At 64.5% G+C, this 25,420-nt stretch carries 18 protein-coding genes; 3 read left to right on the forward strand and 15 right to left on the reverse strand.

All coding sequences use genetic code 11. The features are described 5' to 3' along the window. Nucleotides 1-4: 4 nt before the first annotated feature. The 4 genes from E6C48_RS14905 to E6C48_RS14920 all read right to left on the reverse strand — a co-directional run bounded on the left by E6C48_RS14905 (nucleotide 5) and on the right by E6C48_RS14920 (nucleotide 7,362). Complete coding sequence (locus E6C48_RS14905) at nucleotides 5-1,819, reverse strand: alpha,alpha-trehalose-phosphate synthase (UDP-forming) (RefSeq protein WP_136358557.1); 1,815 nt, start codon at nucleotides 1,817-1,819, stop codon at nucleotides 5-7. A gap of 127 nt (nucleotides 1,820-1,946) precedes the next feature. Next, nucleotides 1,947-4,157 carry an amylo-alpha-1,6-glucosidase gene (locus tag E6C48_RS14910; protein ID WP_136358559.1) on the reverse strand — a complete coding sequence of 737 codons (2,211 nt, stop codon included), beginning with the start codon at nucleotides 4,155-4,157 and terminating at the stop codon, nucleotides 1,947-1,949. 14 nt (nucleotides 4,158-4,171) lie between these two features. Then, nucleotides 4,172-5,233 (reverse strand): glycosyltransferase family 4 protein, encoded by a 1,062-nt coding sequence (locus E6C48_RS14915; RefSeq protein ID WP_136358561.1) that lies wholly within the window; start codon nucleotides 5,231-5,233, stop codon nucleotides 4,172-4,174. Between the two features lie 146 nt (nucleotides 5,234-5,379). After that, nucleotides 5,380-7,362 (reverse strand): oxidoreductase, encoded by a 1,983-nt coding sequence (locus E6C48_RS14920; protein ID WP_136358563.1) that lies wholly within the window; start codon nucleotides 7,360-7,362, stop codon nucleotides 5,380-5,382. A gap of 206 nt (nucleotides 7,363-7,568) precedes the next feature. Between E6C48_RS14920 and E6C48_RS14925 the strand changes: the two genes are divergently transcribed. From E6C48_RS14925 to E6C48_RS14935, 3 genes are all read left to right on the forward strand, one after another. Continuing rightward, entirely contained in the window at nucleotides 7,569-8,585 is a 1,017-nt protein-coding gene (locus E6C48_RS14925; protein ID WP_136358565.1) for a LysR substrate-binding domain-containing protein, read from the forward strand. Between the two features lie 36 nt (nucleotides 8,586-8,621). Then, on the forward strand, nucleotides 8,622-10,181 hold the full coding sequence (locus E6C48_RS14930; protein WP_136358567.1) for a trimethylamine methyltransferase family protein: 1,560 nt from the start codon (nucleotides 8,622-8,624) through the stop codon (nucleotides 10,179-10,181). A gap of 66 nt (nucleotides 10,182-10,247) precedes the next feature. Beyond that, on the forward strand, nucleotides 10,248-11,897 hold the full coding sequence (locus tag E6C48_RS14935) for an ABC transporter substrate-binding protein (RefSeq protein ID WP_136358569.1): 1,650 nt from the start codon (nucleotides 10,248-10,250) through the stop codon (nucleotides 11,895-11,897). A 278-nt stretch (nucleotides 11,898-12,175) separates the two neighbouring features. Here the strand turns inward: E6C48_RS14935 and E6C48_RS14940 are convergent, their stop codons facing one another. From E6C48_RS14940 to E6C48_RS14990, 11 genes are all read right to left on the reverse strand, one after another. After that, nucleotides 12,176-12,865, reverse strand: coding sequence for a response regulator (locus E6C48_RS14940; RefSeq protein WP_136358571.1), 690 nt, complete (start codon nucleotides 12,863-12,865; stop codon nucleotides 12,176-12,178). Next, complete coding sequence (locus tag E6C48_RS14945) at nucleotides 12,862-15,546, reverse strand: sensor histidine kinase (RefSeq protein ID WP_136358685.1); 2,685 nt, start codon at nucleotides 15,544-15,546, stop codon at nucleotides 12,862-12,864. The genes E6C48_RS14940 and E6C48_RS14945 overlap by 4 nt, the downstream gene beginning before the upstream one ends. A 90-nt stretch (nucleotides 15,547-15,636) precedes the next feature. Next, nucleotides 15,637-16,206, reverse strand: a complete 570-nt coding sequence (gene kdpC, locus E6C48_RS14950; RefSeq protein WP_136358573.1) for a potassium-transporting ATPase subunit KdpC — start codon at nucleotides 16,204-16,206, stop codon at nucleotides 15,637-15,639. 14 nt (nucleotides 16,207-16,220) lie between these two features. Continuing rightward, the gene (gene kdpB / locus E6C48_RS14955) at nucleotides 16,221-18,278 is read right to left on the reverse strand and encodes a potassium-transporting ATPase subunit KdpB (protein ID WP_136358574.1); all 2,058 of its coding nucleotides are present in this window, start codon (nucleotides 18,276-18,278) and stop codon (nucleotides 16,221-16,223) included. Between the two features lie 10 nt (nucleotides 18,279-18,288). Next, nucleotides 18,289-19,992 carry a potassium-transporting ATPase subunit KdpA gene (kdpA, locus tag E6C48_RS14960; protein ID WP_136358575.1) on the reverse strand — a complete coding sequence of 568 codons (1,704 nt, stop codon included), beginning with the start codon at nucleotides 19,990-19,992 and terminating at the stop codon, nucleotides 18,289-18,291. Between the two features lie 2 nt (nucleotides 19,993-19,994). Further along, a complete protein-coding gene (locus E6C48_RS14965) occupies nucleotides 19,995-20,084 on the reverse strand; it encodes a potassium-transporting ATPase subunit F (RefSeq protein WP_136358576.1) in 90 nt (29 codons plus the stop codon). Nucleotides 20,085-20,558: 474 nt separating this feature from the next. Continuing rightward, nucleotides 20,559-21,770 (reverse strand): YgeY family selenium metabolism-linked hydrolase, encoded by a 1,212-nt coding sequence (locus E6C48_RS14970; protein ID WP_136358577.1) that lies wholly within the window; start codon nucleotides 21,768-21,770, stop codon nucleotides 20,559-20,561. 50 nt (nucleotides 21,771-21,820) lie between these two features. Further along, nucleotides 21,821-22,549 (reverse strand): amino acid ABC transporter ATP-binding protein, encoded by a 729-nt coding sequence (locus E6C48_RS14975; RefSeq protein ID WP_136358578.1) that lies wholly within the window; start codon nucleotides 22,547-22,549, stop codon nucleotides 21,821-21,823. A gap of 28 nt (nucleotides 22,550-22,577) precedes the next feature. Next, the gene (locus E6C48_RS14980) at nucleotides 22,578-23,231 is read right to left on the reverse strand and encodes an amino acid ABC transporter permease (RefSeq protein ID WP_136358579.1); all 654 of its coding nucleotides are present in this window, start codon (nucleotides 23,229-23,231) and stop codon (nucleotides 22,578-22,580) included. 68 nt (nucleotides 23,232-23,299) lie between these two features. Then, the gene (locus E6C48_RS14985; RefSeq protein WP_136358580.1) at nucleotides 23,300-24,061 is read right to left on the reverse strand and encodes a transporter substrate-binding domain-containing protein; all 762 of its coding nucleotides are present in this window, start codon (nucleotides 24,059-24,061) and stop codon (nucleotides 23,300-23,302) included. Between the two features lie 63 nt (nucleotides 24,062-24,124). Continuing rightward, nucleotides 24,125-25,348, reverse strand: a complete 1,224-nt coding sequence (locus tag E6C48_RS14990; RefSeq protein ID WP_136358581.1) for a diaminopropionate ammonia-lyase — start codon at nucleotides 25,346-25,348, stop codon at nucleotides 24,125-24,127. Nucleotides 25,349-25,420 lie beyond the last annotated feature (72 nt).

Consider the following 25,420-nt stretch of genomic DNA (forward strand, 5'->3'; position numbering starts at 1 on the left):
CCGCTCACAGTGCCGCCACCCGGCCGCGACGGATCATGGTGAGCAGGTTGCCGTTGCCGGCGGGCGGGCCGCCATGCGCCGTCGCACGCTCCATCTCGCCGCGCTTGCGCAGGCGGGCGGCATCGAGCAGCATCGAGCCCGCCCAGCGATAGACGTTGTTGTCGCGCACGATCTCGCGCATGCGCCGCATGCGGCTTCGCTGCTCCTGCTCGGGCATGGTCAACGCCTGCTGCAGCGCATCGGCCATCATCGTCACGTCGTAGGGATTGACGATCAGCGCCTCCAGAAGCTCCTTGGACGCACCCGCGAACGTCGACAGCAAAAGCACGCCCCGTTCGTCGTCGCGGGCCGCGACGAATTCCTTGGCGACGAGGTTCATGCCGTCGTGCAGGCTGGTGACGAGGCACAGGTCCGCCGCGCGATAGACCTCGTAGACCTGACGCTGCGAATGATGCTCGGCCACCATCAGCACCGGTTTGGAGCCGTTGCGGCCGAAGCGGCGATTGAGTTCATCCGCGTAGCGATGACATTCCTCGTACAACTGGCGGTAGGCGGGCAGCGTGCCCCGGCTCGGCGCCGCGACCTGCAGCAGGGTGAGCCTGCCGATCCATTCGGGATGCCGCTCGAACAGGTCTTCCAGTGCGCGCAGGCGATCGAGGATACCCTTGGTGTAGTCGAGCCGCTCCACGCCGACGCACAGTTTCACATCGTCGGCCAGGCCGTATTTCTCGCGCACGTCGCGCCGGCACTCGGCCACCGAAGGCAGGGTTTCCAATTGCACCGGCGGCCATTCGATGGAAATCGGATAGGCGTGCACGAGGCTGGTCTGCCCGCCATAGGAGATGGCGGCGTCTTCGCGCTCGATGCGGCTTTCCATGAACCGGTCGACGCTCTCGATGAAGTTGTTGCAGTGGAACTGCGTGTGGAAGCCGATGATGGAACTGCCCAGCAGCCCGTCGAGGATCGCCTCGCGCCACGGGCAGATGCTGAAGACTTCCGAATTCGGCCAAGGGATGTGCCAGAAGGTGATGACGATCGCCTCCGGCAGCCTTTCGCGGATCATGCGCGGCAGCAAGGCGAAATGATAGTCCTGGACGAGCACGATGGGCCGCTCGTTGCGCGCTTCCTTGACGACCGTGTCGGCGAACTTGCGGTTGACGGCCTGGTAGGTTTCCCAGTCGGAGGTGCGGAAGACGGGACGCGTGAAGGCGATGTGACAGAGCGGCCAGAGCCCCTCGTTGGCAAAGCCGAGATAGTAGCCTTCATGCTCCTCTTCGCTCAGCCAGACGCGCCGCAGCGTGTAGGACGGCCGGTCCGGCGGAACCTGGATGCTATCGTCGGCGCCGACCGTGAGATGATCGGCCGAACCGCCGCCATAGGCGATCCATGTGCCGTTGCAGGCGCGCGTGATGGGCTCGAGCGCCGAAACGAGGCCGCTCGCCGGCACGACCAGTTCCACCTCGTCGCCGTCGGGACCGTCGACGAGATTGTGGATGTAGGGTTCCCGGTTGGAAACCACGATGACCTGCGCGCCCGGCAGTTCGTCGGCAAGAATCTTGCGCAGCGTGTCGGGGGTCCAGTTGACCAGCGCCGCATCGGCCGACTGGCCGTTCTTCTCGAATTCCCGCAGCGGTGTGCGCGCGGTTTCCACGGTCGAATCCGGATTGGCGTAAGCGGTGTTGGCGAGATTGCGAGGTGTTCTGCCGCGCCGTGTCCGCACCACCAGGATCACCGCAACGAGGGACAGGACCAGGCTTGCAAGAAGCAAGACCCAGATCGCCGAAAGCGAGAGGAACAGGTCCGGGTCGTTGCTTGTCATGACGGTCGAAAAACCTTCGCCCTCCACGGAGGGCTTTCACCTATGGGTTCAAGGGATGTTGCCGGATGGTCACCCACCCGACCGGACATGAGCAACGCGCGGGGGTCGCATTCGTTCCGGCAGTCGCTCAGCTGCGCACCATGAGGGGCACCAGCCCCTCGGAGCGGTCGCCGAGGAAGGCGGCTACGCGATCCCCTATGCGCTGGAAGTTCAGATCGACGCTGACGTCCCCGACATCGAGGTGGCGGATGACCAGCGTGTCGATGCCGATCGGCATTTTCGGACGTGTCACCGTGATCTCGCCCTTCCAGCCGTCGATCTCGATGCCGAGGCACGCCTGCATGAACATGAAGGCCGCGCCCGCCGACCAGGCCTGTGGCAGGCAGGCGACCGGATAGGCGATCGGCGCTTCGCCCGGCGCGCGCGTGAAGCCGCAGAACAGTTCCGGCAGGCGCATGTTGAAATGCACGGCAGCCTCGAAAGTCCCGCTCATCAGCCGCACCACCTGTTCGCGCACACCGTAGCGCGCGAGCCCGGCCGTGCAGATGGCGGTGTCGTGCGGCCAGATCGAGCCGTTGTGGTAGGACATCGGGTTGAAGAAGATGGCGTCGTCGGCCAGCGTGCGGATGCCCCAGCCCGACTGGAACGATGCCGAAAGCAGTTGCTCGGCCACAAGGCGCGCACGCTCCTCCGTCGGCAGGCCGACATAGAGCAGATGGCCGGCATTGGAGGTCCTTACCTCGCATGGCTGGCCTTCACCGTCGATGGCAAGCGCATAGGTGCCGAGATCGTCCAGCCAGAAGCGGTCCTCCACCAATTGCCGCATCGTCTCGGCCCGTTCCTGCCAATGCTGCGCCCGCGCGTCTTCGCCTCGCCGCCGCGCAAGCGCGGCAAGTCCACGATAGGCGGCGAAGACATAGCCCTGCACCTCGACAAGGGCGATCGGCCCGGGCGGCATGCGGCCGTCGGCATGGAAGATGGAATCGACACTGTCCTTCCAGCCCTGGTTGGCCAGGCCAGAAGCCGCCGCGCGCTGGTAGGTGACGAAACCCGTGGCGCGGCTGGCTTCCTCCATCCAGCCGGCAGCCGCCGTCAGCGAATCCCACAGACCGTCGATGAAATCCATGTCGCCGGTGCGCCCGGCATAGGCGGCGGCAAGGTGGATGTAGAGGGGCGTCGTGTCGACGCCGCCGTAATACCGGCCGAAAGGCAGTTCGGCGAGCGCGGCCATCTCGCCCTTGCGCGTCTCGTGCATGATCTTGCCCGGCTGGGCGTCGCTGAAGGGCGACGTCTCGGCAGCCTGATGCTGGGCCAGGAAGGCGAGCACGCCGCGCGCGAGGCCGGGATTGAGCCACAGCATCTGGAGCGCGGAGATGACGCCGTCGCGTCCGAAAGCGGTGGAGAACCAGGGGATGCCGGCATAGGGATAGGGGCCGGTCGGCAGTTCGGTGGTCAGCAGCGCGACGTCGGCGCGGGCACGCTGGATCCAGTCGTTGAAGACACGGCCCGAACTGTGGACGGTGGCGCCGTGGCGCCGCTTCGCCCGCATGGCGAAACGGGCGCGCGCGGTCGCCCCCCGGAATCGCTCCACCCCCGGCGTGTCGGCGACCTCCGCGCCTACCTCGACGTAAAGCGTCCGGCGGCTGCGCTTGGTGACGGCGATGTAGAAATCCGCGCGGTTTTCCAGAAGCCGGTCCGGCGCCTGCGAGAAGGAGAGCACGGAACTGCGTTCCAGCTTGTCCAATCCGTCGTAGCGCAACGCCACCGAGTTTTCGCCCACTTCGGCGGCGCGCACCGTGCCGCGCTGGGCGCGCGTCGAGCCGCGCACCTCGAACATGTCGCGGAAGTCCGCCGCGAAGCGCAGCGACAGGAGCACGGTCGAATGCTCCTGGCTGTAGTTGGAAAGCGTGATGCGCTCGAACAGGCGATCCTGCCAGATCAGCCGCACGCGCTCGATATGGACGCCGCCCTGCGGGATATCACGGCCGCCGGCACTCTTGATCGGCAGGTTGGTGAGGTTTGCGGTGAACAGCACGTTGTCCTGGCTGAGCGAGGCGCCGAGCAGCGAAGTCGAGCGGCCGCCGAGCGTCAGGCGGAATTCGGAAAGTACGCGCGTGTCGTCGCGGAAGAAGCCGTCGCCGATACCGCGTATGTCGCCATAGGAATCGGCCACCGCGAAGCAGTCACCGTGCTTGAGGGCGAACAGCCGGTGCGGTTCGCGCGGCGCCGTCTCGTCGAGCGCGGCTAGCGCCACCGCCGGATCGAGCTTGCGTTCGTCCAGCGGCGCGACGTTCGGGGTGCCGTTTTCAGCGATCTGCTGTTCCTGTCCTGACGCCATCCGTCCGTCCGCGATCAGGATGCCTGCGCCTGCGTGCCGCCGCCCAGCAGCCGCGCATAGGCGGCCGCGTAATCGCGGGCCATGCGGGAGGCGGAAAAGCGCGCCTCGAAGGTCTCGCGCACGTGGCGCCGATCCAGACCGAGCAAATCCGGCATCGAGGCCACCGCGTCCTCGATCGATTCGGCGAGGAAGCCCGTCACCCCGGGATCGATGATCTCAGGCATGGCGCCGCAGTTCCAGGCCAGCACCGGCGTGCCGCAGGCCATCGCCTCGATGACGACGAGGCCGAAGGGCTCGGGCCAGTCGATGGGAAAGAGCAGGCCGGCCGCATTGCCAAGGAACGCCGCCTTCTCAGCCTCCTCGATCTCGCCCACATATTCGACGCGGTCGCCGTCGATCAGGGGCTCCACCACCTCGCGGAAATAGGCGCGATCGCCGTCGCCGATCTTCGCCGCGAGTTTCAACTTCAATCCGGTACGGCGGGCGATCTCGACGGCGCGGTCGGGCCGCTTGTCGCGCGACAACCGCCCGAGAAAGGCGAGATAGGTACCGTCGGTGCCGGCTTCGTAGTCGGGCTCATAGAGGTCGAGCGGCAGCCCGTGTGGGATGGTGGCGATCCAGTTGGCGTCGGGCAACCGGGCGCGCTGGCTCCGCGAAATCGAGATCATCGGAAAGGATGGGAAACGCCGATAGGTCGGCGCGAGATCGACATAATCGAGCCGTCCGTGCGGCGTCGTGACGGTACGTCCGGCCATGTATTCGAAGAACGGGAAGTGTTGGAAATGGCTGAGATGGAAATGGATGACGTCGAAGTCGTCGGCGCGGCTGCGCACCTCCTCCAGCATCGCGAGGTGAGCGGCGATTTCCGACTTCAACGGACGGGGGTCGAGCCGGAGCGCCTGTTCCCGGCAGGCCACCAGCCTGGCGGATGTGCGGCTGTCGCCGCTGGCGAACAAGGTGACGTCATGGCCTAGATCGACCAGTGCTTCGGTCAGATAGGAAATGATGCGTTCCGTCCCGCCGTAAAGCTGCGGCGGGACCGATTCATAGAGAGGCGCGACATGGGCGATCTTCATGTTGCAGTCCCCTACCGCTCCCTCTCCACATGACTCATGAGCAGCCGCACGGCCGCGATTCAACCCGTGGCACAATGCGCCAGCGGCGGGATCGTTCCCGAAGACATGCTGTCGTAGGCCGGTTCCAGTTCCGGCGGACGATCAAGTCACAGGGCGAGCGCCGCCTTGCGCCCATCGTAGAAGGCGAAGGCGGCCTGGCGCGCGGCGGTGCAGTCGCCGATCGCGGTGAAGGCGATCTTGCGTGCATCGAGGTCGGCAGACAGACTGTCGGCGGCAAGATTGGTGCCGGCGAAGACCAGCGTGTCGGCTTCGGCCTGCCGCTCGGTGCCGTCGAGCAGCGAGGCAATGGTGGCCGTCCTGCCGTCCCAGTGGGTCACGGCGCTTTCGGTGACGAAGCGAACGCCGAGGCGGACGAGCGCGCGGCGCAGCGGCGCGTCCGCGGCCATGCGCTGAAGCTCCTTGCCGACCAAGGCGTCCGGCGTCACCAGCGTCAGCTCGTGACCATCCTCGGCGAGCCTCCAGACGGTACCGCATCCCTTCCAGTTTCCGCCGTCGTCGAGCACGATCACGCGCTTTCCCGGCCTTACCTCGCGTGCCATCACGGCCTCGGCGGAATGCACCTCGCCGCCGCCCGGAATGGTGTCCAGTTGCGGCAGCACCCGCTGGAAGGCGCCGTCCGGCGGCAGGGAGCCGGTCGCAACGATAACGTGATCGGCACCTTCGCGCGAGACATCGTCGGCCTCCATATACTGGCCGTAGCGCACATCGACCTGAAGCTGGGCGAGCTGGCGCTGGTACCAGTCGACAAGGTCGGTGATCTGAGCGCGGCGCGGCTGCATACCGGCAAGCCTGAACTGCCCGCCGAGACGGTCCGAAGCCTCGGCGAGCACGACCCGATGCCCGCGCTCGGCCGCCACGCGCGCGGCCTCCAACCCGGCCGGCCCGCCGCCGACGACCAGCACGCGTTTCGGCCGCTCGGCGGGGGTAAAGCGGTCGCCACCCCACTCCCATTCGCGGCCGGCCGACGGATTGATGACGCAGCTTATCCAGTAGTCGCGCGAACGCCGGCCCCAGCACATCTGGTTGCAGGACAGGCAGCCGCGAATGTCTTCGGCGTGCCCGGCCGCCGCCTTGTTGGCAAGGTGCGGGTCGGCGATCTGGCCGCGCACGATGGAGACGAGATCGGCGCGGCCTTCGCTCAGCACACTCTCGGCATTCTCCGGCGTGCGGATGTGGCTTTCGGCGGTCACAAGCGCATGGCGGACTGCCGATTTGATGATAGCTGACAGGTCGGCGCCGAGCTTCTCCGGGTAAACGAAAGGCGGGATGATCTTCTCGAAGCTGAAATAGGAGCCGGTGCCGCAGGTGACGTAGTCCATCAGATGGTCGCGATCATGCCGATCGGCGATCTCGGCCAGCGCCTCGCGCTGCAAGGCCACCCCCACGTCCGGCTCGTCGTTGATCGCCAGACCGACGATGAAATCCTCGCCGCACACCTTGCGGATGCGCGTCATCACCTCGCGGCTCATGCGGGTGCGGTTTTCCAGGCTGCCGCCCCAGCGGTCGTCGCGCCGGTTCGACCAGGGCGTCCAGAACTGGTCGAGCATCGAATGATAGGCGGCCCAGACCTCGACGCCATCGAAACCGGCCTCGCGGCAGCGCCGCGCCGCCTGGACGAAGCCGTCGATCGTCTCTTCGATATCGGCCTCGGTCATGCGGTGCGAGCCGTCAGAATCGTGATAGCTCGGCAGGCCGGACGGCGACCAGCCGGCATGGTAGGAATTGTCGGCATCGGCATGCTGGCCGACATGGTAGAGCTGCTGGATGGCGACGGCGCCGTTGTCCTTGATCGCCTCCGTCACCTTGCGGAAATGCGGCACGACGCTGTCGTCGGACGGGCGGAAATTCCCACGGGTCAGCACCGCGGCCTGATGCACCGGCATCGGCTCGACGACGACCATGCCGGCACCGCCGATGGCCCGCTCGGCGTAATAGCCGACATGCCGTTCGGTCGGCAGGCCGTCCTCCGCCATGTTCGCCGTATGCGCCCCGAAGACGATGCGGTTGCGCAGCTTCTTGCCGCGCAACGTGGCCGGCGTGAACAGCCGCCTGAACATCCGCTCTGTCATCGCCCCTCCCTTTGAGCGCCGACTCCTGGCCGAGCGCATATCTGGTACCTGCGGCGCAATCGTCTCCGCACAGGAAGACGAGGGTTGCACATCGACGGCCAACCGGGGCTAATAGTCAAGCTGAACGTAATTCTCCGGCGATTGAGCCACAGGCAACCGATGCCGGGAAATAGATCTTCATTCGCAACCGAGCCGCAGCGCGCGGCGTGGATATTGTCAGGGTTACGATCCACATGGTCCGCCGCTTCTATAGCCTGCCTTCGCTGATCGCCCTCGCCGCCTTCGAGGCGGCCGCGCGGCACCTGAGCCTGACCAAGGCGGCGGACGAACTCAACGTCACGCCCGGCGCCGTCTCCAAGCAGGTCAGGATGCTGGAGGAAGAGCTCGGCATTCCGCTGTTCCTGCGCCGGCACCGGGCGATCGAGTTGACCCGCGAGGGCGAGACGCTGGCGGCGGCGATGCGCGAAGGCTTCGAGCGCATGGCATCTGCGTTCCGGCAGATAAAATCGCTGGGCGGACAGCCCGTCGCGACCGTCGGCTGCACCATGGCGATGGCGCAGCTGTGGCTGATGCCGCGCATGGGATCGTTCTGGAACAGCCATCCCGACATCGTCGTCGACCATGTGATCTCGGATCATCCGCACGGCCTCGACCGGCCGGACGTGGAGTTGCGGCTGCGCTATGGCGACGGCGAATGGCCGGACGAATTGTCGGCCAAGCTCTATGACGACCGTATCTTTCCCGTCGCCAGCCCCGCATTCGCCAAGGCGTATCCGGCGAAATCGGTGCAGGACCTGGCGCAACTGCAACTGCTGTCGGTGGAAGGCATCGACTGGACCTGGACCACCTGGGCGGAATTCCTGCGCGAGGTCGGCCATCCGGACCGGCACGTCAACGTGCGCCGTTTCAACAGCTACGTCATCGCGCTGCAGGCGGCGCGCAGCGGACAGGGCGTGGCGCTGGGCTGGGAAAGCCTGGTCGCGCCGCTCATCGAGGCCGGCAGCCTGACGCGGGTGACGGACGCGGCGATCGCGGCGCCGCAATCCTACTTCGTGACGTGGAGCGCCCGCCGGCCGTTGAGCCCGCAGGCGGTCATGCTGAGGGACTGGTTGCTCTCCCTTGGATCGTTGAGTTCAACTCAAGCGAGCCGGCTTCCTATTTCGCTTGAACAACCGGTTCGCAGGCGTTCTCCTAGAGGTCAGGGCAAGGTGCATTCCGGGTGATCGTTGCGGGTGCATCCTGCTCAAGGGAGAGCCAGCATGAGCACGACGGACACGCTCGCAGCACCGGAAGCACCCCCATCCTATCGCCGCGGCGGCGGCCGCGTCGGACGCAGGACGATGCGAAGCGCACCGGTCGCTTCGTTTCCAACCCTCGTCCGCAACATTCCCGTCTACGAGATCGTTCCCGACGAGGCGGTCGAACTCATCCACCAGGAATCGCTCGCCATACTGGAAGACGTCGGCTGCGAGTTCCGCGACGACGAGGCGATCGCGCTGTGGAAGGCGGCGGGCGCGGACGTCTCCGACACGCGGGTCCATATAGACCGCGCCCTGCTCATGGACCTCGTGTCGAAGGTACCGGCGGAATTCACGCTTCACGCCCGCAATCCCGAGCGCACCGTCCAGGTCGGCGGCAAGAATTCCATCTTCGTGCCGATGTACGGCGCGCCCTATGTGCGCGACCTCGACAACAACCGGCGCTACGGCACGCTCGCCGACCTCAACAACTTCCACAAGCTCGCCTACATGGCACCGGCGCTGCATTCGTCGAGCTCGATCATCTGCGAGCCGATGGAGATCGCGGTGCCGAAGCGCCACCTGCACATCATCCATTCGGCGCTCAAGCATTCCGACAAGCCGTTCATGGGCATCGTCACCTCGAAGGAGCGCGCCGAGGACACGATGGCGATGGCCGGCATCGTCTTCGGCGAAGACTTCGTGAAGGACAATTCCGTCCTGGTCTCCATCACCAACTGCAACTCGCCGCTGGTGTGGGACGCCACCATGCTGGACGCGATGAAGGTCTATGCGCGCCACAACCAGCCGCTGATCCTGGCACCCTTCGCGCTGTGCGGCGCCTCCACCTCGGCCTCGGCCGTCGGCGCGGTCGCGCAGGTCAACGCCGAGGCGCTTGCCGGCGTCGCCTTCACGCAATTGCTGCGTCCCGGCTCGCCGCAGATCTATGGACAGTTCATGGTGACGGTCGACATGAAGACCGGCGCACCGATGGGCGGCACGCCGGAAGCGGCGCAGATGATGTACCTGATGGGGGCGCTGGCACGGAAATACCGGCTGCCGTGGCGCACCTCCGGCTTCCATGTCGGCTCGAAGCTGAACGACGCGCAGGCAGGCTACGAATCGAACATGCTGATGCATGCCGCGATCCTGTCCGGCGCCAACTACATCTGGCATTCCGCCGGATGGCTCGAAGCGGGCCTGACCTGCGGCTACTCGAAATTCGCCACAGACTGCGAACAACTCGTCGGCTGGTACAAATATGCCGGCGGCGTGTCGTTCGACGATTTCAAGGACGCGATGGCGGCCATCCGCGAAGTGGGTCCGCAAGGCCATTTCCTCGGCACCCAGCACACGCTCGATCATTTCGAATCCGCCTTCTTCATGCCCACCTTGATGGATTTCAATTCCTACGAGCAGTGGAAGGCCGAAGGGGCCAAGGACCACGACACGCGCGGTCGCGAGAAGGCGCGCAACATGCTGGCCGACTATGAGGAGCCGAGGCTCGACGAAGGCATCGCCGAAGGCCTCAGGGACTTCATCGCGAAAGCCGAGAAAAAGCTGCCGGATACAGTCACCTGAAGAATTGGTCGCGACAGAAAGCCATTAAAGGCAAGCGCGGCCGGGAACACGAAGAAGGAGAAGAAAATGGCATTCTACAGAAGCAACGGCGACCGCGTGCCGGCAGCCGTGGAACAGATGGCGAAGGACGTTCGCGAAGGGCGCATGGACCGACGCGAATTTCTGTCGCTGGCGAGCGCGCTGGGTGCATCGACGGCGCTTGCCTACGGCATGGCCGGCCTCGCCGTGCCGCAGACGGCACATGCCGACGAAGTCAAGAAGGGCGGCACGCTGCGCGTGGCGATGCCGGTCAAGGCGCAGAAGGATCCACGCACCTACGACTGGGTGGAGCTTGCCAACATTTCGCGCACCTGGCTCGAGCCGCTGGTGCGCTACACCCGTGAGTTCACCTTCGAGCCGGTGCTTCTGGAAAGCTGGGACGTCAACGACAGCGCCACCGAATATGTGCTGCATGTGCGCAAGGACGTGACCTGGAACAATGGCGACGCCTTCAACGCCGACGACGTCGTCTACAACGTGACGCGCTGGTGCGAGAAGGGCGTGGCCGGCAACTCCATGGCGGCGCGCGTCGGCGGCATGATCGACGCCAAGACGGGCAAGGCCAGGGACGGCGCTGTCACCAAGGTCGACGACCACACCGTCAAGCTGACGCTGGCGGAGCCGGATATCTCGCTCATCGCCAATTTCACCGACTATCCCGCGCTCATCGTGCATCGCAATTTCGATGCCGATGGCGCCAATCCCATCACCAAGCCCATCGGTACCGGCCCGTTCGAACTGGTTTCCTACGATGTCGGCCAGAAGGCGGTGGTGAAGCGGCGCGAGAACGGCAAATGGTGGGGCGGCGAAGCGCCCCTCGACGGCGTCGAATTCATCGACTACGGCACCGACTTCTCGGCGACCGTCAGCGCTTTCGATTCCGGCGAGATCGACATCAACCTCGAGACACCGGCCGACTTCATCGACATCCTCGACAAGATGGATCTGGTTAAGTCCGAGGTCGCCACCGCCACCACGCTGGTGGCGCGCACCAACGTCACCAACAAGCCATATGACGACCAGCGGGTACGCAACGCCTTGCAGATGGCGGTCGACAACAACGTCGTGCTGCAGCTCGGCTACAACGGGCGCGGAACCGTCGGCGAGAACCACCATGTCAGCCCGATCCAGCCCGCTTACTACCCGTTGCCGAAGAAGACGCGCGACGCGGCGGGAGCCAAGAAGCTGATGGCCGAGGCCGGCCAGGCCGACTTCGAGCACGAACTGATCACCATCGAGGACGACTGGCAGAAAAATACCGGCGACGCCATCGCCGCGCAGCTTCGCGAGGCCGGCATCAAGGTCAAGCGCACGGTGCTGCCGGGCTCGACCTTCTGGAACGACTGGACGAAATATCCCTACTCGATGACGATCTGGTACATGCGCCCGCTTGCCGTGCAGATCCTGGCGCTCGGCTACCGTACCGGCGAAGCGTGGAACGAAACGGGTTATTCCAATCCCGATTTCGACGCCAAGCTGAAGGAAGCGCTGTCGATCAACGACGTCGACAAGCGCAAGGAGGTGATGAAGGACCTGGAGACGATCCTGCAGGATTCCGGCATCATCATCCAGCCGTACTGGCAGAAGCTCTTCAGCCATATGAACAAGAAGGTGAGGAACTACGGCGTTCACCAGACCTTCGAGATGGACCTGCAGAACGTCTGGCTGGACGCCTGATCCCGCTCCGGTTCGGATGAACGGGCCGGAACGCGTTCGATATTGAAGAACCTGCCGTTGGCCCGCACGTATTTCCGCGCGCGAGGAACGGCAGGCTTCTTTGCGGCTAGGCTTTCAAGCCGTCGTCCGTTTCCGCTCCTGGATCGTTTCACGGAAACGGCGCAACGATCTATCTCTTTGCCTTAGCGGCATTTGTGCGACGCCAGACGATTCCGTCCGGCTGCAAAACGCTCCAATCGATTTTTCACGAGTCCGGTCGCGGGCGCGCGGCCCCTCGTTCATTCCATCTTCAACCGGTAACCGATGCCGGTTTCCGTCAGGATGTATTGCGGCCGTTCGGGGTTGGTCTCGATCTTCTGGCGCAGCTGGCGGACATAGATGCGCAGATATTGGACATCGGTCTCGCCACCCCAGACCTCGCTCATCAGCATGCGGTGGGTCAGCACCTTGCCGGCATGGGCGACCAGCATGCGCAGGATATCGTATTCCTTCGGCGTCAGCTTCACCTCCTCGCCGCGCATGCGCACGATACGGCGCACCAGATCGACTTCGAGATCGCCGCTGCGAAACACCGGCGGCTCGCCCTGTTGTTGCAGCCGGTGCCTGAGTGCTGCACGGATGCGGGCGAAAAGCTCCGCCGTGCCGAACGGCTTGGTCACATAGTCGTCGGCACCGAGGTCGAGCGCCTCGACTTTGCCCTTCTCGTCGGAACGGCTCGACAGGACGAGGATCGGCACGGCATTGCCGGCGCTGCGCAAGGTGCGGATCACGTCCAGCCCGTCCATGTCCGGCAGACCGAGATCGAGGATGACGAGATCGGGGCTGGATCGCCCAGCCTCGGCGAGCGCTGTTTCGCCGTTCATCGCTTCGATCACCTGAAAGCCCTGCGAGACGAGGCTAGTGCGCAAGAGCCGGAGGATCGGCGGCTCGTCGTCGACGATCAGGATCGTGGCGGCGTTTGCGTTCATGCCGTGGCCTCCGCTTGCGCTGGCAGGGTGATGGTGAAGACCGCGCCGGGCCGATCGGCCCGGTTGCCCGCCTCGATCGTCCCGCCCATCGCTTCGACGAAGCCGCGACAGATGGCGAGGCCGAGCCCGGTGCCGGCGCGCTGGCTGTCCGCTTTGCGCACACGATAGAACTTGTCGAAGACGTGCTCCAGATCCGCTTGCGGGATGCCCGGCCCCTCATCCAGAATCCGGAGGCTGACCAAGTTACCGGCGCGCCGGCCTTCCATCGAGATGATCGTTCCCGCGGGTGCGTATTTGGCAGCGTTGTCGAGAAGGTTGAACAGGACCTGCTCGAACAGGACGGGATCGATCCGGACCATGGGCAGGCCCGGATCGAGAGCCGTTTCGACGCGATGCCCAGCCAGGATCCGTTCCGCTCGCCGCAGCGTACTGCCGACCACTTCGCTCACATCCACCAGCCCCATGTTGGGCGTCACCGCGCCCGATTCCAGCTTCGTCATGTCGAGCAGGTTGGCGATGAAGCGGTTCAGCCGCTCTGCCTCCTCCTGGATGGTCGACAGCAGCGCCTTGCGATCGTCCACCGTCAGGTCTGGCAACCCCGCCAAGCCGTCCGCCGCGCCGAGGATGGAGGCGAGCGGCGTCCTCAGATCATGCGAGATCGAAGTGAGCAGCGCCGCCTGCAACCGGTCGCGCTCGGCTGCGCGCTGCGCCTTGTCGAAATCCTTCGACAGGTTGATGCGCTCGATGGCGAGCGCCGCCTGGTCCGACAGTGCATCGAGCAGGCGCCGCTCGTCCGGCGTCAGCAGCGGGCCCTGCTTGTCGCTGTCAATGCCGATCACCGCGACCGATCCACGGCCAGTCCGCATCGGCAGGAACAGGCGCCGGGCGCCTGGCATCGTGTCGGCGCCGCGACCGGCCGGCCGGCTGCTTTCCCATGACCACTTCGCCGCCGCGAGATCGGCCTCCTCAGCAACGTCCTCGGGCGGCCAGGCGGTTTTCAGTTCGAGCGATCCGTTTTCAGGTAGGAACAGGACGACCCGCACCTTCAGCATAGAGGCGACCTGCGAGGAAATCGCCCACAGAAGATCGTCCATGGAGGCGATGCCGGCCAGCTTGCGGCTGAACAGGTAGAGGTCCTCGGTGGTGCGGGCGCGCTGGCGCGCCACCAGCGCCTGCGCGCGCACGCTGGCCGTCAGGTTGGAGGCGACCAGCGCCACCACAAGGAAGAAGAATAGTGCGACGACGTTTTCGGGGTCCGAAATGGTGATGCTGAAATAGGGCGGCAGGAAGAACAGGTTGAAAGCCAGCACGCTGAGAAGGCTGGCGAACAGAGCAGCGCTGAGGCCGAAGGCGACGGCGCTGACCAGAACGGCGGTCAGGAACACCAGCGCGACGTTCTGCACGTTGAGGAAGCGGGCCAGCACTTCGCCACACCCCAGCGCCACGGCGACCACAGCCGCAGTAATCAGATAAGGTCGCACATCGAACGGTGCCGCGGCAGGCCGCGTGTCTACGGTTTTCGCCGCCGGCGCACCCTTCTCGTCGCCGGTGACGACGTGGACGGCGACATTTCCGGCGCGCCGCACGATCTCGGAGGTGATTGAGCCGAAGATCAACTCATGCAGGCGCGAGCGCCGGCTGCGACCGATGACGATGTGGCTGAAATTGTTCTTCGCTGCATAGTCGAGGATTTCTCCGGCCAGTTCTCGTCCGGGCATCGTCACCGCCTCGCCGCCCAGTCGCTCCGTCATGCGCAACGCTTCGGCGATGCGGTCGCGCGCCGCTTCGTTGAGCCGCAGCGAGCGTGGCGTCTCGACATAGAGCGCGGTCCACGGGGCACGCAACCGTTCGGCCATGCGCCGTGCATAGCGCACCAGTGCAGCCGCCTTGGGGTGCTCGTTGACGACGACGAGGATGCGGTCGCCGGCCGACCATGGGCCGGAGATCGCATGCGCCTGCATATGGGTGAGCAGTTGCTGGTCGACGCGCTGGGCTGTGCGGCGCAACGCCAGCTCGCGCAGCGCCGTCAGGTTGCCAGCCGAGAAGTAGTGCGTCAGCGCGCGCTCTGCCGTGCCGGGAACATAAACCTTGCCCTCCTTCAGCCGCTGGATCAGGTCGGCGGGCGTGAGGTCGATCACCTCGATCTCGTCGGCGTGATCGAGGAAAGCATCCGGCACGGTTTCGCGGACCTTGATACGGGTGATCTGCTGGACGACGTCGTTGAGGCTTTCCAGATGCTGGATGTTGACGGCCGTGTAGACGTCGATGCCGGCCGCCAGCAGATCCTCGACATCCTGGTAGCGCTTCGGATGGCGGCTTCCCGGTGCGTTGGTGTGCGCCAGTTCGTCGACCAGCACCAGCGCCGGCTTGCGCGCCAATACGGCGTCGAGGTCCATCTCCCGAAGGTGCCGGCCATTGTAGTCGAGCTGCCTCAGCCGCACGATCTCGAAGCCGTGGACCAGCGCCTCGGTCTCGACGCGCCCATGCGTCTCGATCAGGCCGATGACGACATCGACGCCGGCGCGGCGCTGGGCGGCGGCGGAAAGCAGCATTTCGTAGGTCTTGCCGACGCCGGGAGCGGCGCCGAGAAACACCTTCAGATGGCCCCGCGTCTCCGTCGCCACTTCGCGCAGAAGGGCCTCGGGGTCGGGACGCTTGGGTTCGGCTTTCTGGTCCGGCATCGGTCGTGCGCTCAAGCCGTCCTTTCAGTCACCCTCGGTGACGCCGGAGCATTGCCACCATCCTGCAATTGCGCAAGAGGTGCTCCCATCTCATTGTGCCTCGGCCGCATCCAGCGCGAGGTTGAGTTCCAGCACGTTCACCCTCGGCTCGCCAAGCAGGCCGCCGGTCCGCTGCTCGATATGCGAAGAAAGGAGTGCACGTACGGTTTCCTGCGCCAGCCCGCGAGCCTTGGCGACACGCGGCACCTGGAACAATGCCGCTTCCGGCGAAATGTCCGGGTCGAGGCCACTGCCCGAGGTGGTGACGAGATCCACCGGCACCGGCGTTCCGGGATTCCGCTTCTCCAGCGCCGCAGCATCCGCCTTCACGCGCGCGATCAGCTTGGCGCTGGTGGGACCGAGGTTCGAGCCACCGGAGGCGGAAGCGTCGTAGCCGTTTCCGGCGGCGGATGGGCGGGGATGGAAATAGCGGTCGCTGACGAACGCCTGACCGATCAGCGCCGAGCCGACGACATGGCCGTCACGCTCGACCAGGCTGCCGTTCGCCTGGGCCGGGAAGACCGCCTGTGCGATGCCGGTGACGGCGAGCGGATAGACGAGCCCGGTCAGCACGGTGAGGGCCACGATCATGAAAAGAGCGGGGCGGATATGGGCGTACATTTCGAATGTCCCTTTCAGGCGAGGCCGACGGCGGTGATGACGAGATCGATAGCCTTGATGCCGAGAAACGGCACGATCATGCCGCCGAGGCCGTAGATCAGGAGGTTGCGCCGCAGCAGCGCGGCGGCGCCGACGGCGCGGTACTTCACGCCCTTCAGCGCCAGCGGGATCAGCGCAATGATGACCAGCGCGTTGAAGATGATGGCCGACAGGATGGCGCTTTCGGGCGAAGACAGCCGCATGATGTTGAGCGCCTGGAGCTGCGGATAGAAGGCGACGAACATGGCCGGGATGATGGCGAAGTATTTCGCCACGTCGTTGGCGATGGAGAAGGTGGTCAGCGAGCCGCGCGTCATCAAAAGCTGCTTGCCGATTTCCACCACCTCGATCAGCTTGGTCGGGTCGGAATCCAGGTCGACCATGTTGCCTGCTTCACGAGCGGCCACCGTGCCGGTGTTCATGGCCACGCCGACGTCGGCCTGGGCAAGTGCGGGCGCATCGTTGGTGCCGTCGCCGCACATGGCGACCAGCTTGCCCTTGGCCTGCTCGGCGCGGATCAGCTCCAGCTTGTTCTCCGGCGTCGCCTGGGCGAGGAAATCGTCGACGCCGGCTTCGGCGGCGATGGCCGCCGCCGTCATCGGATTGTCGCCGGTGATCATGACGGTGCGGATCCCCATCTGGCGAAGGGCCGCAAAACGCTCGCGGATACCGCCCTTGACGATGTCCTTCAGGTGCACGACGCCGAGCAGCCTGCCGTCGCGCGCCACCGCCAGCGGCGTGCCGCCGGATTTTGCTACTCCTTCCGCTACCTGCCGCAATTCGCGCGCGGCCTGCCCGTCGCTGCGATGCTTTCCTGCAATGCTGGCATCGGCGAGCATGGCGTCGACCGCGCCCTTGCGGATGGTGGAGCCGTCGAGATCGACGCCGCTCATGCGGGTCTGCGCGGTGAAGGGCACGAAATGGGCATGCAACTCGCCCATCTCACGGCCGCGGATGCCATATTTCTCTTTCGCGAGCACGACGATGGAGCGACCTTCCGGCGTCTCGTCGGCGAGCGAGGAAAGCTGCGCGGCGTCGGCCAGGTCGCGTTCGCTGACACCTGACAGGGGCAGGAATTCGGTCGCCTGCCGATTACCGAGCGTGATCGTGCCGGTCTTGTCGAGCAGCAGCGTATCGACATCGCCCGCCGCCTCGACGGCGCGGCCCGACATGGCGAGCACGTTGAAGCGCACCAGCCGGTCCATGCCGGCGATGCCGATGGCCGACAGCAGCGCGCCGATGGTGGTCGGGATCAAGGTCACGAACAGCGCGACTAATGCGACGATCGGGATCGTGCCGCCGGCATAATGGGCGAAGCTCGGGATGGTGACGACGGCCAGTACGAAGATCAGCGTCATGCCGGCAAGCAGGATGTTGAGCGCGATCTCGTTCGGCGTCTTCTGGCGCTGCGCGCCCTCCACCAGCGAGATCATGCGGTCGAGGAAGGTCGAACCGGCGGCCGCCGTGATGCGCACCTTGATCTGGTCGGACAGCACCTGCGTGCCGCCTGTGACAGCCGAGCGGTCGCCGCCGGATTCACGGATGACGGGCGCGGATTCGCCGGTGATCGCAGCCTCGTTGACCGAGGCGATGCCTTCGATCACCTCGCCGTCGGAGGGGATGATATCGCCGATTTCGACGACCACGATGTCGCCGACCTTGAGGCTGGTCGCCGGCACCAGCTCGTAGGTCGAGCCGTCGACGGCGAGCAGCTTTGCGTCGGTTTCGGTGCGGGTACGGCGCAGCGCGTCGGCCTGCGCCTTGCCGCGCCCCTCGGCCACGGCTTCCGCGAAATTGGCGAACAGCAGCGTGAACCACAGCCACAGGATGACCTGGAAGGAGAAGCCGAGCCGGCTGCCGCCGAAAGCGAGGTCGCGCAGGAAGATCAGGGTGGTGAGGATGGCGACGATCTCGACCACGAACATCACAGGATTGCGGAACTGTACGCGCGGATCGAGCTTGGCGAAGGACGAACGAACGGCCGGCCCGACGATGGCGGGATCGAAGACGCTGATTTCCGAGGATTTGGTCATGATGCGTTCCTCAAAAAGTCTGCCCGGCCAGCATGGCGAAATGCTCGACGATCGGGCCGACGGCGAGTGCGGGGAAATAGGTCAAGCCGCCTACGATCAGGATGACGCCGATGAGCAGGCCGACGAACAGGCCGCCATGGGTTGGAAGGGTACCCGCCGAGGCCGGTACGGTCTTCTTTGCCGCCAGCGAGCCGGCAATGGCCAGAACCGGCACGATGACGAGGAAGCGGCCCATCAGCATGGCGAGGCCGATGGTGAGGTTATACCAGGGCGTGTTGGCCGACAGCCCGGCAAAGGCGCTGCCGTTGTTGGCCGCACCCGAGGTGTAGGCGTAGAGAATCTCGGAATAACCGTGCGGGCCGGCATTCGCCAGAGAGGCAAGTGCGGTCGGCAGCACGGCCGCTGCGGCGGTGAAGCCGAGAATAGCGAGCGGCAGCGACAGCACGGCGAGCATCGCCATCTTCACTTCCTTGGCCTCGATCTTCTTGCCGAGATATTCGGGCGTGCGGCCGACCATCAGCCCGGCGATGAAGATCGCCAGGATGACGAACAGCAGGATTCCGTAGAGACCCGCGCCGACGCCGCCGATGATGACCTCGCCGAGCTGCATGTTGACGACCGGGATCAGGCCGCCGAGCGGCATGAAACTGTCCAGCATGGCGTTGACCGCACCGCACGAAGCCGCCGTCGTCACCACCGCGAACAGCGCGGAGGCGGCGATGCCGAAGCGAACCTCCTTGCCTTCCATGTTGCCGCCGTCGATGCCGAGGGCCGCGAAGGCGGGGTTGCCGCCGGCTTCCGCCCAGTAGGTGACTGCGACACCGGCAAGGAAGAAGACGCCCATGGCCGCGAAGATCACCCAGCCCTGACGCTCGTCGCCGACCATGCGGCCGAAGACGTTGGTGAGCGCCGCCCCGATGGCGAAGATCGACACCATCTCGACCAGGTTGGTCAGAGCCGTCGGATTTTCGAACGGATGCGCCGAATTGGCATTGAAGAAACCACCGCCATTGGTGCCGAGCATCTTGATCGCGAGCTGCGAGGCGGTCGGGCCGACGGCGATGGTCTGCTTCGCGCCTTCCAACGTGGTGGCATCGACATAGCTGCCGAGCGTCTGGGTGACGCCCTGGCTGACGTAGAACAGCGCGCACAGAATCGAGAGCGGCAAGAGCACGTAAAGCGTCGAGCGTGTCAGATCAGCCCAGAAATTGCCGACCGTCTTCGCCGAAGCGCGCGCAAAGCCGCGGATCAGCGCCATGGCGATGGCGATGCCGGTGGCGGCGGAGACGAAGTTCTGCACCGTCAGCCCGGCCATCTGGACCAGATAGCCCATGGTGCTTTCGCCGCCATAACCCTGCCAGTTGGTGTTGGTGACGAAGCTGACGGCGGTGTTGAAGGCCGAATCCGGCGACAACGCACTCATCTGCATCGGGTTGAGTGGCAGGAAGCCTTGCAGCCGTTGCAGCGCGAACAGAACCACGAAGCCGGCCGCGTTGAAGACCAGCATCGCCACCGTATAGGTCAGCCAGTGCTGCTCCTGCCGCTCGTCGACGCCGGCGCCGGCATAAAGCAGGCGCTCTACGGGACGCAGCACGGGCGAGAGAAACGTGCGCTCGCTCGCCATGACCCGCGTCATGTACCAGCCGAGCGGCTTTGCGAGCGCAATGACGATCGCGCAGAACAGCGCGATCTGAAGCCAGCCGTTGAGGGTCATGATTAGAACCTTTCCGGGCGCAGCAGCGCGTAGATGAGGTAAACAAGGATGAGCGCGGCGGCGAAGCCGCCCAATGCGTAGTCGAGGATCATCGCCGTCTCCTCAGAGCCGTTCGCTGGCGAAACCGTAGAGGGCGAGAAAGGCGAAGAAGCCCAGGCCGATCGCCAGCATGAAAATGTCGGGCATTGCGCCGTTCTCCATCGGCACGGTGCGCATGCCGTGGGCAGCGCAGACCGTGTTCAGGCCCGTAGACTTCGGCTTATCGGCATATGTTTTCGAGGGTGGCTGCGCATCCGCCGCATAGTATTTTCATTACGGATGGGTCTCGGCCGCCAGCCCTTCCATCCGCATGAAATGCGACCGTCGCTTCCATACCCTGCGCTCGTCCCAAACCGAGCGAACGCCTGAACGGCCGCTTGATCGCGCCGAGAAACATCAGCGAGGACGCCACTCAGAAGAGCGGCGTCACTCACCGAACGCGGTCTGTCGGTTCGGGCGTAGCCCGGCTCCTTCGCGGATCGGTCCAGCGACACAACCGGGCGTTCAAAGCCAGGGATGGCGGATGCTTACTGTCCTGTTCCGCCGACGAAGACGGAAGGAAGTGCCGCATAGACTGCGGCCGCTTTTGTCAGATGATCCTTCCAGGTTATCTCGTTAGGGGCGTGCGCCTGCTCCTCCATGCCGGGGCCGAAGCCGATGCATGGAATGTTGTGACGCCCCATGATCGCCACGCCGTTGGTGGAGAAATTCCAGATGCCGAGTGCCGGCTCCTTGCCGTAGAGCGACTGGTGCACAGACAGCATCGCCTGGCAGGCCGGATGCTCGCGCTCGATGTACCATGCCGGAAAGTAACACTCCGTCGGGTAGTCCAAGCCGCGCCAGGACGTCCTGGAATAGGTGTAGAGAGACACGGCCGCGCCGGCCTCCTTGACGGCTGGCAGGCAGCGGATTTCCTCCAGCGCGCTCTCCACCGTTTCGCCCAGCGTCATGCGGCGGTCGATCGAGATCGCGCACTGGTCGGCCACGGCGCAGCGGGACGGCGCGCTCGCGAATATCTCCGAAACCGTCAGCGTTCCCTTGCCGAGGACCTCGTTTTCCGGGAGCCGCGCATTGAGGTCTTCGAGTTCCAACAGGATCCTGCCCATCTTGAAGATGGCATTGTCGCCCAGATGCGGCATGGCTCCATGGGCGCTCCTTCCGCGCACGTCGACGCGGATTTCCATCCTGCCGCGATGGCCGAGATTGATGTTGCAGTTGGTGGGTTCTGTGCTGACGACGAACTCCGGCCTGATGCCCATCTCTTCGATCAGATACTGCCAGCACAGGCCGTCGCAATCCTCTTCCTGCACCGTGCCGGCGCAGAGCAGAGTGTATCCCTCGTCCAGACCGAGTTCCTTGATGATCTTGCCCGCATAGACCATCGCGGCCATGCCGCCCTCCTGGTCGCTTGCGCCCCGGCCGTAGACGATCTCGGCGTCGTCGTATCCGAGATAGGGGTCATGGTCCCAATTGCCGCGATCGCCAATTCCCACCGTGTCGATATGCGCGTCGAGCGCGATCAGTCTGGGGCCGTTGCCGATATAGCCGAGAACGTTTCCCATGGGATCGATCTCTACGCGATCGAAGCCGACCTTTTCCATCTCGGCCTGGATGCGGCGTATGACTTCGCCTTCCTGGCAGCTCTCGCTGGGGATCGCGATCATGTCACGCAGGAAGCGTGCGATGTCCTCGCGGTAAAGCTCGGCCATTTCCCTGATCTTCTGAAAGTCGACAGCCATGATCTTCCCAAACCCTCGATGGTTCATTCGGCAAAACGATGCGCTTCGGTTCAGTGCTGAACGACGTGGCGCAGGAAGTCTTTGAGGCGCGGGCTCTTGGGAGCCTTGAACACCTCCTTCGGCGGACCGTCCTCGACGATGTGCCCGCCATCCATGAAAATCACCCGGTCGGCGACGTCGCGCGCGAAGCTCATCTCGTGGGTGACGACGACCATCGTCATCCCCTCGTTGGCGAGGTCGCGCATGACCGACAGAACTTCACCGACCAGCTCCGGGTCCAGAGCGGACGTCGGCTCGTCGAACAGGATCGCCTTCGGCGACAACGCCAGCGAACGGGCGATGGCAACGCGCTGCTGCTGGCCTCCGGAAAGCTGGGAGGGGTAGGCATCTATCTTGCCCGACAGCCCCACCTTTTCCAGCACCCTTCGCGCAACGTCGTTCGCGGCCTTCACCGGCATGCGGCGCACCTTGCGCGGACCGAGCGTGACATTCTCAAGCACGGTCAGGTGTGGAAACAGGTTGAACGACTGGAACACCATGCCGATTTCCGCGCGCACGAGATTGATGTTGGTGCCTCGCGCGCAGAGATCGTGGCCATTCACGACGATCCGGCCCGACGTCGCTTCCTCGAGCTGGTTTATGCATCGCAGCAAGGTCGACTTCCCCGACCCGGACGGACCGATGACGGAAACGACCTCCCCCGCTTCGATGCGGACATCGATGCCCTTCAGGACTTCGAGTTCTCCATAGGCTTTGTGCAAGTTCGTTATTTCGATCATCTGCAGGCTCCGGATCCTTCGAGGCCGATCAACGGCGTTCCATGTATTTGATGATCTGCGCGACCGAGAACGTCATGACGAAGTAGATGACGGCAACGGCGAACCAGACCTCGAATGCGCGGAAGTTGTAGGCGATCACTTCCTGGCCGGTGCGTGTCAGTTCCCCCACCCCGATGACGACGAGGATCGAGGTATCTTTCAAGGAGATGATGAACTGGTTGCCCAGCGCCGGGAGCATGCGCCGGAAGGCCTGCGGCCAGATGACGTAGCGCATGGCCTGCGGCGCGGTAAGGCCGATCGATCGGCCGGCCTCGGTCTGGCCGCGGTCGATCGACTGGATGGCGCCGCGGACGATTTCGGCGATGTAGGCGCCGGCGTTCAGGGACAGCGCGATGATGGCGGCGACCAGCGGCGGGATGCGGAAACCCAGCGCAAGCGGGACGCCGAAATAAAGGAACATCACCTGCACGATGAACGGCGTGCCGCGTATCGCCTCGATGTAGAAATTGGCGACCGCTTTCGACACCATGTTGCCGGCCAGCTTCATCCATCCGGCGGTCACGCCGATGATGAAGCCGAAGAACAACCCGCCAAAGGTTATGACGACGGTCAATTCCGCGCCCTTGACGAGGGCCGGCACGGCCTGGAACACCGCGCTCCAATCGAACTCGAAATTAGACATCTGGCCTCCCGCGGAACAAAAAGGAGCGATTCCGGCTCGCTCCTTCTATTGTCGTTGTTTCGGTTGGCCTATCGGGAATCCGATCCGAACCACTTGTTGTGCAGTTCGTTCAGCTTGCCGCTTTCCTGCATTTCCAGGAGAGCGACGTTGATCTTCTTCCTCAGTTCGCTGCCCTTGGGCATGCCGATGCCGTAGAAATGGCCGAGGTAGAGCGGACCGACGAGCTTCACCGCATCTTTGCCGACGGTTGCCGCATAGTCCTGAAGCGGCGGCAGGTCGAACATGACGGCATCGGCGCCGCCGGCGCGCAGCTCAAGGAAAGCGTCGGTGATGTTCGGGAACTCCTTGACTTCCTTCGGAGCGACCTTTCCGGCCTCGGTGTTCTCCTTCAGGAAGGGAACGGTCGAGGTGCCCTGCTTGGTGGCGATGACCTTGCCCGAGAGATCCCCGAGTTCCTTGACGCCATCCTCGTCCGCCCGGACCATGATGGTGATGCCCGCCTTGTAGTACGGGTAGGAAAAGTCGATGACCTCCTCACGCTTCGAGGTGATCGACATCGCAGCAACGGCCACGTCGATATTGCCCGACTGGATTCCGGGAATGATGCCGTTGAAGTCCATCGGGCGCAGTTCGTATTCGACGCCGATTCTCTTGCCGATCTCGTTCCAGATATCGACGTCGTAGCCGACGTAGTTGCCGTCCTCGTTGCGATAGGAAAACGGCTTGAAGTTGGTGTCGGTGGCGACGACGATCTGATCGCCCGCAACCGCAAATCCCGCCGATGCAAGGCTTATTGCACCGGCTACCAATGTCTTGAGAAAGAAATTCATGCTCACTCCTCCTTGTGATGTGTATGCGCGAGACCGTGCGCGTATCCCCTGTCTCGAGCCTGTTCAGGCCGCAAGGTCCTCTGCCGAAAAGGCGGTGTCGCTTTTCATGATCGAATCGTAGAGCTGCTGGTCGGTAGCACCTTCGCTGCCGATGCAAAGCACGACGGAATTCTCGTCCAGTTTGAGTTGGGCCTTGATATCGGCATCACCCAGTGCGGTGAGCAGCCCGACGAGGCCGCCAACGGCGGACTCGCCGGCAGTGATCGGAGCATCGCCGTCGCACGGCCGGGCCAGCGCCCTCATGCAGGCGCTCACGCTGCTGTCGGACACCGACAGGGCGGCATTCGCGCCGGCGCGAAGGATATCCCAGGCTATGAGGGACACCTCGCCACAGGACAAGCCTGCCATCATCGTTTCGAGGTCGCCGCCGACGACTGTGGGCGTGCCGGCCCGCACGCTTTCATAGAAGCAAGCGGCGTTTTCCGGCTCCACCACCACAAAGACGGGGCGCCGGTCATTCCACGCATCCCAGAAATAGCTGCACACGGCCGCGGCGAGGCCACCGACGCCGCTCTGTACGAAAACATGGGTGGGCGGAGCCCTGCCCGCGAACTGCTCGACGATTTCGGCCGCCAGCACGGTGTAGCCACGCATCACGTCACGCGGAATCTCCAGGTAACCCTCGTAAGAGGTGTCGGATACGACAATATGGCCCAGCCGTTCGGCTTCGCTGGCGCAGAAGCGGACGGTGTCGTCATAGTTTCCGGGGACGCGGACGACCTGCGCACCGTAGTTTTCGATCGAGAGCTTGCGGCCTTCGCTGACCGTTGCGTGGATGTAGATGACGCATTTGCAGCCGAACATCCTCGCGCCCCATGCGACGGAACGGCCATGGTTGCCGTCGGTGGCGCTGCACACGGTCAGATCACCCGTGAGATGCGCATACTTCCCCGAGATGAGCTCGGCGGCGTCGACTTTCCTGCCGGTCTTCTTCTCGACATGCTTCAGCAGGATCCGGAGAACGGCATAGGCGCCGCCGAGGGACTTGAAGCTGCCGAGGCCGAAACGGCCGGACTCATCCTTGTAGTGGAGCGATGCGATCCCGAGCCTGGAGGACAGTCCCTGAAGAGACACCAGCGGCGTAACGTCGTAGCCTTCCCAGGAAGCGATTTCGCGGCGGGCCTCGTCGCTGTCGGTCCGGTTCAGGAGCGGGCGCAGAGTTTCCGGATACCGTTCGGAAGCGTCGAAACCGGTGTTTACGGCAAACGAATGGGTCGACGATTTCATCTTTTGAACTGCCCCAGCTTAAGTCCGATATTCTGCCTGCTTCGCCGGCGGTCGACCGTGCCTCGACTCAGG

Origin of the sequence: Ollibium composti (assembly GCF_004801285.1) — a bacterium.
GTDB lineage: Bacteria > Pseudomonadota > Alphaproteobacteria > Rhizobiales > Rhizobiaceae > Mesorhizobium > Mesorhizobium composti.

Bases quoted from the DNA above. Each gene is read 5' to 3' on its own strand.
- E6C48_RS14905 (WP_136358557.1), bottom strand. From the start codon at position 1,819: ATGACAAGCAACGACCCGGACCTGTTCCTCTCGCTTTCGGCGATCTGG.
- E6C48_RS14910 (WP_136358559.1), bottom strand. From the start codon at position 4,157: ATGGCGTCAGGACAGGAACAGCAGATCGCTGAAAACGGCACCCCGAAC.
- E6C48_RS14915 (WP_136358561.1), bottom strand. From the start codon at position 5,233: ATGAAGATCGCCCATGTCGCGCCTCTCTATGAATCGGTCCCGCCGCAG.
- E6C48_RS14920 (WP_136358563.1), bottom strand. From the start codon at position 7,362: ATGACAGAGCGGATGTTCAGGCGGCTGTTCACGCCGGCCACGTTGCGC.
- E6C48_RS14930 (WP_136358567.1), top strand. From the start codon at position 8,622: ATGAGCACGACGGACACGCTCGCAGCACCGGAAGCACCCCCATCCTAT.
- E6C48_RS14935 (WP_136358569.1), top strand. From the start codon at position 10,248: ATGGCATTCTACAGAAGCAACGGCGACCGCGTGCCGGCAGCCGTGGAA.
- E6C48_RS14940 (WP_136358571.1), bottom strand. From the start codon at position 12,865: ATGAACGCAAACGCCGCCACGATCCTGATCGTCGACGACGAGCCGCCG.
- E6C48_RS14945 (WP_136358685.1), bottom strand. From the start codon at position 15,546: ATGCCGGACCAGAAAGCCGAACCCAAGCGTCCCGACCCCGAGGCCCTT.
- kdpC (WP_136358573.1), bottom strand. From the start codon at position 16,206: ATGTACGCCCATATCCGCCCCGCTCTTTTCATGATCGTGGCCCTCACC.
- kdpB (WP_136358574.1), bottom strand. From the start codon at position 18,278: ATGACCAAATCCTCGGAAATCAGCGTCTTCGATCCCGCCATCGTCGGG.
- kdpA (WP_136358575.1), bottom strand. From the start codon at position 19,992: ATGACCCTCAACGGCTGGCTTCAGATCGCGCTGTTCTGCGCGATCGTC.
- E6C48_RS14965 (WP_136358576.1), bottom strand. From the start codon at position 20,084: ATGATCCTCGACTACGCATTGGGCGGCTTCGCCGCCGCGCTCATCCTT.
- E6C48_RS14970 (WP_136358577.1), bottom strand. From the start codon at position 21,770: ATGGCTGTCGACTTTCAGAAGATCAGGGAAATGGCCGAGCTTTACCGC.
- E6C48_RS14975 (WP_136358578.1), bottom strand. From the start codon at position 22,549: ATGATCGAAATAACGAACTTGCACAAAGCCTATGGAGAACTCGAAGTC.
- E6C48_RS14980 (WP_136358579.1), bottom strand. From the start codon at position 23,231: ATGTCTAATTTCGAGTTCGATTGGAGCGCGGTGTTCCAGGCCGTGCCG.
- E6C48_RS14985 (WP_136358580.1), bottom strand. From the start codon at position 24,061: ATGAATTTCTTTCTCAAGACATTGGTAGCCGGTGCAATAAGCCTTGCA.
- E6C48_RS14990 (WP_136358581.1), bottom strand. From the start codon at position 25,348: ATGAAATCGTCGACCCATTCGTTTGCCGTAAACACCGGTTTCGACGCT.